Origin of the sequence: Streptomyces sp. 351MFTsu5.1, assembly GCF_000383655.1 — a bacterium.
Taxonomy (GTDB): Bacteria; Actinomycetota; Actinomycetes; order Streptomycetales; family Streptomycetaceae; genus Streptomyces; species Streptomyces griseorubiginosus.
On record NZ_KB911775.1, the window covers coordinates 354,557 to 365,774 of the forward strand.

The following is an 11,218-nucleotide window of genomic DNA, read 5'->3' on the forward strand; positions in this document are numbered from 1 at the left end:
GAGGAGCCCATATGCCAGCCATCACGAAGGTGACGGTCCTTCCCTTCGACGAGAGCAGGGCCAAGCCGTTCGGCCCGGCTGTCATCGAACATCGCACCGCCCAGGCCGAATTCGGTGAACTCGGCACCTACTTCATGACCTTCCCGGACGGCGGCCGGACGGATCCCTGGACCCTCCGGTACGAGGAGTCGATCTACGTCATCAGCGGCGATGCGTCCTTGCTCGTCGTCGGCGACGAGGGCGAGTTCCCCGTACAGGCCGGCGCAGGTGAACTGATCGCACTCCCCGAGGGCGCCACTGTCCGCTACGGCGGAGAACCGGGCACTCGCCTGCTGCTGTCGATCGCGCCCGTCGACTGGGCGCGGGCGGACCGCCCGCGGAAGCAGTCCGGTGAGGTGCCCCGCGTCCTCTTCCTCACCCCCTTCCATTTCGAGAAGCCCGAGCACGACGACAAGTTCGACGCCGTACTCACCTCGCTGCTCGAGGGTCACGGGGAGCAGACGGTCTCCGCCGAGCATGTGGAGCCCTTCGAGTCCGTGGACATCGACTACGACACGGCCCAGACCCAGGCCATCCTCAAGGCGGTCGAGCAGGCCAACGCCGACAACTACGACGCGATCGTCATCGCCTGCCACTACGACCCCGCACTCACCGAAGCACGCGAGGCCTCACGGATCCCCGTCGTCGGACCGCTCCAACTGACCACCGGCGTCACCACGCAGTTCGGCCCGAAGTTCGCCGTCATCACCGACATCCCGGAGGCCGTCGAGGTCATCGGCGGCCTGATCGACGGATACGGGAGAGGAGCCGACTGTGTCGGCGTGGCCGCCATCGGCTGGGACGGGGACGCCATCCTGGAGGACCCGCGCGGCGCTGCCGAGGCAGTGGACCGCATCGTCGCCGAGCTGGCCGTGGCGGGCGAGGCACAGTCCTTGGTCATCGGCTGCACCATCGTCTCCTCCGCCTACGAGCAATACCGGCAGGAGTTCCCGGACCGCGGAGTCGTGGTGCTCAACAGCAATCTCGTCGCTCTGAAGGGCGCGGCCGCCCTGGCTGCCAACTGACCAAAGGATCTTTCTCCCCATGAACATTGTCGTCCTGGTGAAGCACGTGCCCGACGCCACCGGCGACCGCCGCTTCGAGCCGGACCACACGGTGGATCGAGACGGAGTCGACGGTCTGCTCTCCGAGCTCGACGAGTACGCCGTCGAGCAGGCGCTCCAGATCAAGGACAACCGCGCCGACGAGGAGACCGAGGTCACCGCTCTGACCATCGGCCCCGACGACGCGGAAGAGGCTCTCCGCAAGGCTCTGCAGATGGGCGCCGACAAAGCGGTTCACGTCCGTGACGACGCGATCGCCGGCTCCGACGCGGTGGCCACCTCGCTTGTGCTCGCCGAGGCCGTGAAGAAGGCCAATCACGGTGCGTTGCCGGACCTGATCGTAACCGGTATGGCCTCGACCGACGGCGGGATGGGCATCGTCCCGGCGATGCTCGCCGAGCGCCTCGGCATCCCGCAGGTCACCCTGGCGTCGGCAGTGGAGACGCAGGGCAATCTGGTCCGCATCCGGCGCGACGGGGACGCCGCCACGGAAATTGTCAGCGCCACCATGCCGCTGGTGCTGTCGGTGACGGACCAGTCGGGAGAGGCCCGCTACCCCTCCTTCAAGGGCATCATGGCAGCCAAGAAGAAGCCCTTGGCGGCCTGGGACCTGACCGACCTCGGTGTCGATGCCTCCCTCGTCGGCCTGGACGCCTCCAGGACCGACGTCGTCGCCACCACCGCCCGCCCGCCGCGCACCACCGGCGAGATCGTCAAGGACGCGGACGGCTCGGGCGTCAAGGCGCTCGCCGACTTCCTCGCCACCAAGAAGTTCATCTGAGAAGGAACGAGACATGTCTGAGGTTCTGGTCCTCGTCGACCACCTGGCGGGCGCGGTCAAGAAACCGACGTACGAACTGCTCACGCTCGCCAGACGGCTCGGCGAGCCGTCAGCCGTGTTCATCGGCAGCGCCGACGCCGGGCAGGCCGTCGCCGACGCGGTGACAATGTACGGCGCCGAGAAGATCTACGTCATCGACGACACCGAGATCAGGGACTACCTGGTGGCCCCCAAGGCGGAGGCGCTGCAGCAGCTCGCCGCCGACCGGGACCCCGCCGCGATCCTGCTGCCCTCCTCGGCCGAGAACAAGGAGATCGCCGGCCGGCTGGCCATCAAGCTCGGCTCGGGCCTGATCACCGACGCGGTGGACGTCGCAGCAGACGGCACCACCACACAGTCGGTTTTCGCAGGCAGCTACACCGTCACGGCCAAGGTCACCACCGGTACCCCGATCATCACAGTCAAGCCCAACTCGACAGCCCCGGAGGAGTCGGCCGGTACAGGAAGCGTCACACCGTTCGAAGTGACGATCTCCGACGTGGCCAGGACCGCTCGGATCGAGGACACCCAGCCGCGTGTGGCCACCGGCCGTCCCGAACTCACCGAGGCCGCCATCGTCATCTCCGGAGGCCGCGGCACCGGCGGCGAGTTCGGCCCGGTCGAGAACCTCGCCGACGCCCTCGGCGCGGCGGTCGGCGCCTCGCGTGCCGCTGTCGACTCGGGCTGGATGCCGCACACCCTCCAGGTCGGCCAGACCGGCAAGACCGTCTCCCCACAGCTCTACCTCGCCAGCGGCATCTCCGGAGCCATCCAGCACCGAGCCGGCATGCAGACGTCGAAGACGATCGTGGCCGTGAACAAGGACGAAGAGGCACCGATCTTCGACCTCGTCGACTTCGGTGTCGTCGGCGACCTGCATACGGTCCTGCCCGCGCTGACCGAGGAGATCAACCTACGCAAGGGGTGAGCTGCCCAGCGTTACCCGATGAACAACGACGTCTCCGGCAGGTCTGCCGGTGGCGTCGTAGTTCTGTTGGGACCATTCCAGCATCCGATTCCACGTTGGCCCGGCACAGGGCGACGCGGTGTTCCGAGATCGACAATCCAGTCGGGCACCTCAGCGGTTGCTTTCGCCCTGACTTCGTCGTAGAGATGGCGGAGCGAGCCACCGAATTTCGGACATCTTCCAATGGAAGCGGCCAAGCGGAATACCTACGGTTCTGGCATCTCAAACGTCACGTGGTGCACGCCACATCCAGGCCCATACAGCCGGCGGCGACGTATCTGTGAATCGACATGATGGAGGATGCCGTATGAGCACAGCGAGCGAAGCCGCTGATGCCGAAGTGGCCATGAGCAGCGAAAGTACCGCGAGTCTGCGCGGCAACATGGGCGTACTCGAACTGATCTTCACGGTCGTTGCCTACAACGGCCCGGTCGTGGTGTTCCTCGGGTTCATTCCGGTGGCCATTCTGCTCGGCAATGGTGTCGGCACCCCTGTGGCGTTTCTCGCCTGCGGCGTGATCGTCGCGATGCTGGCAGTGGGGCTCCTCACCATGTCCGCCCGGCTGAAGAGGCCCGGCGGCTTCTACGCCCTGATCACTGCCGGCCTGGGCCGGGTGGTTGGCCTCGGCTCCGGCTTCGCGGCGCTGACCTGTTACTTCGTGGCGCTGCTCAGTGCCTATGCACTCGGCGGGATCGCCCTCAACACCGTCATCGTGGACATCTTCCACGGACCCAAGGTCGCGTGGTGGGCGTGGGCCGGTCTGATGCTCGTCGTGACCAGCGTGCTCGGCCACTTCAACATCAGCTTTTCAAGCCGCGTCCTCACCGTGTTCCTGGCGTGCGAGCTGCTCCTCATGATCGCCTATGACGTCTCGGTCTTTGCCAAGGGCGGCGCACACGGGATCGGATTCGACTCCTTCACCCCGCACCAGATTTTCTCGGGGTCGACGTCGATCGCATTCCTCTTCGGCATGGGGCTCTTCGGCGGCTTCGAGGCGACCGTGATCTTCCGCGACGAGGTACGCAAGCCAGAGCGCACGATTCCAGTCGCCACATACGGCGTCGTGGCACTGCTCGCCAGCCTCTACGCAGTGACCGCATGGTGTTTCATCAACTCCTACGGCGCTGCCGCCGTCATGGACGCGGTCAACAAGGACCTGGTGGGCGCGTCGACCAACAGCATCAAGGAGTACACCGGGCAGTTCGCCTACGACGCGGCAACAGTCATGCTGTTCACGAGTTCGTTCGCCCTGGCGCTCGCGGCCCACAACATCACCGCCCGGTACGTGTTCAATCTCGGCGCCGACGGCATCTTCCCGCGACGCTTCGGTCGGCCTCACGAGCGGCACGCTTCCCCGCACAGGGCCTCGTTCGCCCTCAGCGTGACGGCACTGCTGGTGCTCGCCGTCTTCGTGGTCGCGGACGTCCCCGAGGCCGACCTCTACGCGCGGCTGGCCGGGCTCTACAGCTACGCGTTCGTCATATTGCTGGTCCTTGTCGCGCTGGCGATCGGCGCCTACCTGCTGCGCGACCGTGTGCACGGAAAGGCAGTAGGGCCGGCGGTGGCGTCCCTCGTAGCCTTCATCGTCCTGTGCGTGACGCTGGTCCTGGCGACCAAGAACTTCACGCTGCTCACGGGAGCGACGGGGACCACTAAGGATGTCCTGATCATCGTGATCTGGGGCGTCACGCTGGCCGGGACAGCATGGGCGTTCTACCTCAGACGCAACCGTGCGGAGATCTACAGCAGCATCGGTCGTCAGTAGAGGGAACCGAGAAGAACTGCTCGCCCGAGCACCATCGAATGACGGGGCGGCGACGCCCACCAGGAACGGCTCTGCCGCAGATTCCGAATCTGCGGCAGAGCCGTTCCTTTTCCAGTTCCATCGGATACATAGAACATCCGGCCGATAGCGAAGGCCTGCTCGGGCCTGGCCGGCGATGTAGGCCCGGATTGCATCGCGGGATCCGGCGATACGCCTCCATGAACTCGCCGGCACGGCGTGCAGACGCGGGGCGCGGCCTCCTCGCCCGTGCACTGCCGACCGACGTCGGTTTAGGAACTGCGGGATGTTGTCAAGCCTCGGACCGCGGATGCGTCGGCGCAGCCCGGTCCGCGAAGTGGGCCACCGGACCGGCCGCGACCTGTGTCTGCGCAGGCGTGGCATGAGGATCGTGCGGCGTACCTGTCATGGCTACGCCGGTCGCACCGCACCGGCCGACGCCGGACTACCACTCACTCTCTCCCGTCGGCTGAGCCGTCCAGCGGTGCCAAGGAGGCGCTCCCCAACGGCGAAGCGCCCCTTCACGCGCTGCTCGGGGTCAAGCCCGCGCGTGTCTTGGGGTATGTCGTGGACGGCGACAGGAACTGGCCATCGGAGAGTTCGTGCCGGTCCATGATTCAGCACACGCTGACGCCGCTCGGGCCCGCCGCTGCTGTGGGCCCTGGAAACGGCGGCTCCCCTGGGCCGGAGGGGGACCAGGGGAGCCGTGCGGGGCCGTAGCAGCTACTCCATCGGCTCCGGCACGCTCTTCGTCCCCGCTGCGTCCTGCGGGTCGCCCGGGGTCTTGACGGACTCCAGGAGGAGCTGGGCGACGTCGACGACCTGGATGGACTCCTTCGCCTTGCCGTCGTTCTTCTTGCCGTTGACCGAGTCGGTCAGCATGACGAGGCAGAACGGGCAGGCCGTGGAGACGATGTCGGGGTTCAGCGACAGCGCCTCGTCGACTCGCTCGTTGTTGATGCGCTTGCCGATCCGCTCCTCCATCCACATCCGCGCGCCGCCGGCGCCGCAGCAGAAGCCGCGCTCCTTGTGGCGGTGCATCTCCTCGTTGCGCAGACCCGGGACCTTGGCGATGATCTCGCGCGGCGGGGTGTAGATCTTGTTGTGTCGGCCCAGGTAGCAGGGGTCGTGGTAGGTGATGATGCCCTCGACCGGCGTGACCGGGACCAGCTTGCCCTCGTCGACGAGGTGTTGGAGCAGCTGGGTGTGGTGGATGACCTCGTAGTCGCCACCGAGCTGTGGGTACTCGTTGCCGAGCGTGTTGAGGCAGTGCGGGCAGGTCGCGACGATCTTCTTCGCGGACTTCGGCTTGGCGGACTCAGGGACCACCTTGCCGTCGTCGTCGAGCTCCTCGCCGAACGCCATGTTCAGCGCCATGACGTTCTCCATGCCGAGCTCCTGGAACAGGGGCTCGTTGCCGAGGCGGCGGGCGGAGTCACCGGTGCACTTCTCGTCGCCGCCCATGATGGCGAACGTGACGCCCGCGATGTGCAGCAGCTCGGCGAAGGCCTTCGTGGTCTTCTTCGCGCGGTCCTCCAGGGCGCCCGCGCAGCCGACCCAGTACAGGTACTCGACCTCGGTCAGGTCCTCGATGTCCTGGCCGACGACCGGGACCTCGAACTCGACCTCCTTGAGCCACTCCAGGCGCTGCTTCTTCGCCAGGCCCCAGGGGTTGCCCTTCTTCTCCAGGTTCTTGAGCATCGTGCCCGCCTCGGACGGGAACGCGCTCTCGATCATCACCTGGTAGCGGCGCATGTCGACGATGTGGTCGACGTGCTCGATGTCCACCGGGCACTGCTCCACGCAGGCACCACAGGTGGTGCAGGACCACAGGACGTCCGGGTCGATGACGCCGTTCTCCTCGGCGGTGCCGATCAGCGGCCGCTCGGCCTCGGCGAGAGCCGCCGCGGGCACGTCCTTGAGAGCCTCCGCAGACGCCCTCTCCTCGCCCTCCATCGTCTTGCCGCCACCCGCCAGCAGGTACGGCGCCTTGGCGTGCGCGTGGTCGCGCAGCGACATGATGAGGAGCTTGGGGGAGAGCGGCTTGCCGGTGTTCCAGGCGGGGCACTGCGACTGGCAGCGGCCGCACTCGGTGCAGGTGGAGAAGTCCAGCAGGCCCTTCCAGGAGAACTGCTCGACCTGGGAGACGCCGAAGACGTCGTCGTCACCGGGGTCGGTGAAGTCGATCGGCTTGCCGCCGGACGTCATCGGCTGCAGACCGCCGAGGGCCGTCCCGCCGGTCGCCTCGCGCTTGAACCAGATGTTCGGGAACGCCAGGAAGCGGTGCCAGGCCACGCCCATGTTGGTGTTGAGCGAGACCACGATCATCCAGATGAACGAGGTGCCGATCTTCACCATCGCGGTGAAGTAGATCATGTTCTCCAGGGTCGTCACGGACGCCCCGGAGACGGCCTTCACCAACGGGTAGGAGATCAGGTACGAGGGTTCATAGTGATCCACGCCTTCCAGGCCACCCTCCAGGCCACGTAGCGACATGATCGCCAGGCCGATGAGCAGGATGATGCTCTCGACGAAGTACGCCTGCCCCATATTGGAGCCCTCGAAGCGGGACTTGTGGCCCGTTCGCCCCGGCTTGCTCAGCTGACGGATGACGATCAATGTCGCAATACCCAGCGTGGTCAGTGCGCCGACCGATTCGACGAAGACGCTCCAGACCACCCAGTGCCCGACGACCGGCAACGTGTAGCCGGCGTCGAATAGTTGGCCGAAGGCGTTGACCAAGGTGAGTACCAGAGAGAAGAAGCCGACAGCGACGAACCAGTGGGCGATACCGACGAGACCCCAGCGGTTCAATCGGGTATGCCCAAGGAACTCCCGGGCCACGGTCAGCGTCCGCTGCCGCCAGTTGTCGGTGCGCGCACCAGTCGGCAGGATCTGCCCCAGACGTACGAAGCCGTAGATCTTCGTGATCGCGCGTGTGAACAGGGCGATACCAGCCACGGCGAGAGCGAGCGACACAAGGATCGCGGTCAGTTGCATGGGGCTCCTCCACGGCGAATTGAATGTGTCCCGCCAAGGCGGACGACGGGGCCAGGACGGAGCGCCCTCCGGACTACTCAATGTTCTTGGCCGTTGTTTTCAGCCCAGCCACCCACCGAGATCTCTGGCTCACCCGGTCTGCCGTCGATGCAGTTGCATGGTAATTAGGTGCCTGGACAGGCCGGATTGGACATTCTCCGAGCCGAGAAGCCCCAGTTCGTGGTCCTTACAGCGCAGCAGTCTCGGATCGAGGTTCCGCGGAAATCCTGCGCGCACAGGACCTCGGTCGGTAGACGCGCTTGACGTTTTCGGAACACTCTCGTACGCGATGGGGTGTCCCTTCTTCGGAAGGGACACCCCATCGCTCGATTTCTGCTGGAGACCGGCGGCTTCAGAGCCGGACTACGCCCTGGGTCGTGAAGTGCCTGATTCGGAGGGTTCGTCGATGTCGAAGATGACCGCCGCTTTGACCATGTCCCACGGCCGAGCCGCGAACGCCTGCTCGACCTCGGCGAAGCCATACCGATGCGTGATCAGCTGTTGCGACGATCGGTTGAGTCCAAGCAGTACACAAGGCGGGGTGAGGAGGCTATCCGGGGCTGCCCTCGTCCGTAGTGGTCTCGTCGTCGATCAGCCCGTAGGGGGGCCGGTCCTCATTGCGGCTGTACCGGACCACGACGTTCTCTTCCACGAGCACGGGCGGGCTGTTGTCGACGATGATCACCTGGGCACCGGCCCCTTGCGCAGCCAGCCAGCTCGTCAGGTGGCGGTAGAAGTCGTCGATGGCGATCGCGTCTGCGATTACCGCGTCCCGGGTGGCGCCGTGGCCCAGGTTCTTCTGCGGGCTGTCGATCATGAGGAGGCCGGGGTGGGCGGCCGATGTTTCGACGGCCACCTCGAAGACGGCCAGCTGCCAGGCCAGGGTCAGGAGTGTTCGGGCGCCGGATGATGCCTCACGGTAGGAGTCGCCGCGTACGTGAGGAACCAGGTTCATGTCGATCATCGGCTGGCTGAGTTTCGGGTAGCGCCACTGCCGCAGTAGGTCGCTGTACCGTCCGCTGATTCGGCCGACGATCAGGTCTCTGTCCTGTGCGGCGTCTCCCAGCCGGTCGCGTTCCTCCCGCAGGCGTTCGATCTGTGCCTCCTGCCGCTCCACGAGCGAGGCGCGCTTTTCCAGGCCAGCCTGAAGCTTCGTCGCGTTCTCGGTGTGTTGGAGATGACGGAGGACTTCCTCACGCCGGCGCTGGAGGTTGTCGCGAGCGGCGAGGAACGGGGTGACGGTGGGCGAAGTGGCTTCGTCGACCGCGGCCGCGGCACGTTCTTCGTCGATGGCGGCCTCTTCTGCCTGGAGCTTCAATGTGGCGAGCGAGCTGTCCAGGCCCTCAACGTAGGCAGTGATCTCCTTCAAACGGGCCTTGGTGGCCCTGACCTCGGCCGCGACATCCAGCCGCCCTTCATCCGACGAGTGCTCGGCTGCGGCGGTGCCGAGCGTCAGGTGCCCGGCGCCGTGGGGCAGCTCGTGGCTGCACAGACTGCACGAGCCGTTCTCCACCGACGGGGGAACGGGCAGCCGATTCAGGCACGCCGGGCAGGTCGTGACACTGAGGGGGTCGAACAGGCGCTGCGCTTCGGCCAGCATATTGAGCTTGACGAGGTCATCCGCGTACTGCGCCCGCAGCGGCATCATCCGGGCGAGTTGGGTCTCGCAGTCACGTACCACGCTGGCGGCTCGCCGGGCATGCTGGGCAGCTTGCTGGTGCTCGCGGCGCAGACGCCCGGCGAACGTGGTGCTGGCATGCGCTGCCTCGTCGAGGACCCGTAGCTGCTCGGTCAGCTCCCGCAGCTCGCCTTCGTATTGCTCAGCGATCAGCGCGCCGACGGTGGGGACGTCCTGCTCGTCGACGAACGCCCGTGCTGCGGCGAGTTCGGAGCGTGCCTGGGTGAGTCGAGCACCCAGTTCCTTGATGCGTTGCCCAAGCTCGACCGCACGGTCGTCGTGAACGCCGAAGACGACGTCGACAACCTGCTTCAGCTTGTGCTTCTTCATGTACTCGTTCTCGAACAGGAAGTTCTTGGAGGCAATGCGCTCGTTGGGCAGGAACGCGAGGTTCATGAGGTCGCGGATGCTCAGGGGGTCGGTCCGGGACTCACGGCTGGAGGGGGCCTCCCGCAGCTGGACGCCTTCGAGCTTGCAGTGCCCCAGCAGCAGAGCGGAGAGTAACGGAGCAAGCAACGGGCGGGTCACGTCAGCCCTCGGGGCCGCCCGCACTGTGCTGTCGGACACCCCGAGTGCCGACGCCCCGATTGACGGACGACAAATTAGTACGGTCCCGTTCGGACTTCAGCGAGTCACGGCGTGCCGTGGCGAGACGGCCTCGGCGACGCGGCGGGGCACGGAGCCGCAGCGGTCTGGCGTGGTGGCGCGGTCGACGTGCTTGGAGCACAGAACCAATGGCCCGTCCTTCGTCTGTGCTACGACTCCTTGCCCAGGCGGTACCCAGACCAGACAGGCGACGGCGCGGCACGTTCCACCGAACCGGTTGACCGGCGGCACGCTTCTGGCCGCTCTGGGAACACCGTCGGTCGACCACGAGGCCATGTCCACCTGGGCGAGGGCCGACCGCACGGGGCCGAGGCCGCCCAGCGTCGCGATCTTGATAAGGGCCGCGGTAAGCAGTGGATCGTCCAGATACGACAAGACACCGCCGTGGCCTCGCCACCGTCGATGGAGCACGGCATCGGTGTCCGGCAGCGACGGGACGAAGTCGAAGCCGCTCGTGATGTCCTCCAGTGCCAGGTGCAGCGTCCGCAGGATGTCTGTGCTGCCCGGACGGTGTGGATGGTCGATGAGATCGTCGAGACGGCGCTGGCATTCAAGGAGGTGCGTGTCGGACAGCCGGGGTGGACGCATTCGCCAGATGGAGCGCTGGCAGACGAACCCCGGACGTCTCCAGTCGGTCTGGCCGCACATCTCCGCGCTTCCGAGACCAGGAACCACCTGATGCAGACCCAGGCCGCACCCGCGGCAGGCACTGAGCAGGAAAACGTGGTGGCGTACACAGGCGAAGGACCAGATCAGACGCCACCGCAGCAACCACCGCCCGCCGTTTTCGCGCAGACAGGCGGGGCACGCGCGCGAACGGAGCGGCTGCGGGAGCCGCTGGCGGTGCAACCACATAGCGATCGTCCGACGGTGCGTAGAGGGAGGTGCCCCCGGCAGAACGCCACCCGCATAATGCATCAGGGTTATCCGACGGAGCTCCCCGGCCGACAAACCGGTGGTGACCTCCACACGGGACATCGTTTCTGTCGGCAGATGGGCGACGAAGCGCTTACTGGGCCGGTACATGGAGCCACCGGGGCGAGTGAAGGCCGAGAAGCGCACGGCTTGCAGACGGCTGATCCGGTTGAGTCCGGCGAGCGCGTCGACCCAGCTGAGCAGGGACTCACCTGGATAGGGCTCCGGCACCAGAGCAAGGCGACTCAACGATTGGGACACACGCAGAGCATGCCAGTGGACTTGTATCGGAGCACGTCAGGCGCTG

The 11,218-nt window shown here is 66.3% G+C and carries 7 protein-coding genes; 4 read left to right on the forward strand and 3 right to left on the reverse strand.

Features of this window, described 5'->3' with window-relative positions; genetic code table 11:
• Nucleotides 1-11: 11 nt before the first annotated feature.
• The 4 genes from H295_RS0101590 to H295_RS0101605 all read left to right on the forward strand — a co-directional run bounded on the left by H295_RS0101590 (nt 12) and on the right by H295_RS0101605 (nt 4,655).
• Nucleotides 12-1,064 (forward strand): aspartate/glutamate racemase family protein, encoded by a 1,053-nt coding sequence (locus H295_RS0101590; protein ID WP_020133589.1) that lies wholly within the window; start codon nt 12-14, stop codon nt 1,062-1,064.
• Between the two features lie 19 nt (nt 1,065-1,083).
• Nucleotides 1,084-1,884 (forward strand): electron transfer flavoprotein subunit beta/FixA family protein, encoded by an 801-nt coding sequence (locus tag H295_RS0101595; protein ID WP_020133590.1) that lies wholly within the window; start codon nt 1,084-1,086, stop codon nt 1,882-1,884.
• Between the two features lie 13 nt (nt 1,885-1,897).
• Nucleotides 1,898-2,851: an electron transfer flavoprotein subunit alpha/FixB family protein gene (locus H295_RS0101600; RefSeq protein ID WP_020133591.1), complete on the forward strand. Its 954-nt coding sequence runs from the start codon at nt 1,898-1,900 to the stop codon at nt 2,849-2,851.
• Nucleotides 2,852-3,197: 346 nt separating this feature from the next.
• Nucleotides 3,198-4,655, forward strand: coding sequence for an APC family permease (locus H295_RS0101605; protein ID WP_078616533.1), 1,458 nt, complete (start codon nt 3,198-3,200; stop codon nt 4,653-4,655).
• Nucleotides 4,656-5,396: 741 nt separating this feature from the next.
• Here H295_RS0101605 and H295_RS0101610 read toward each other — a convergent pair.
• The 3 genes from H295_RS0101610 to H295_RS0101620 form a co-directional block, all read right to left on the reverse strand.
• Complete coding sequence (locus tag H295_RS0101610) at nt 5,397-7,673, reverse strand: (Fe-S)-binding protein (protein ID WP_020133593.1); 2,277 nt, start codon at nt 7,671-7,673, stop codon at nt 5,397-5,399.
• Between the two features lie 589 nt (nt 7,674-8,262).
• Entirely contained in the window at nt 8,263-9,918 is a 1,656-nt protein-coding gene (locus tag H295_RS0101615; RefSeq protein ID WP_020133594.1) for a hypothetical protein, read from the reverse strand.
• Between the two features lie 96 nt (nt 9,919-10,014).
• Complete coding sequence (locus tag H295_RS0101620; protein ID WP_158691005.1) at nt 10,015-11,172, reverse strand: TniQ family protein; 1,158 nt, start codon at nt 11,170-11,172, stop codon at nt 10,015-10,017.
• Nucleotides 11,173-11,218 lie beyond the last annotated feature (46 nt).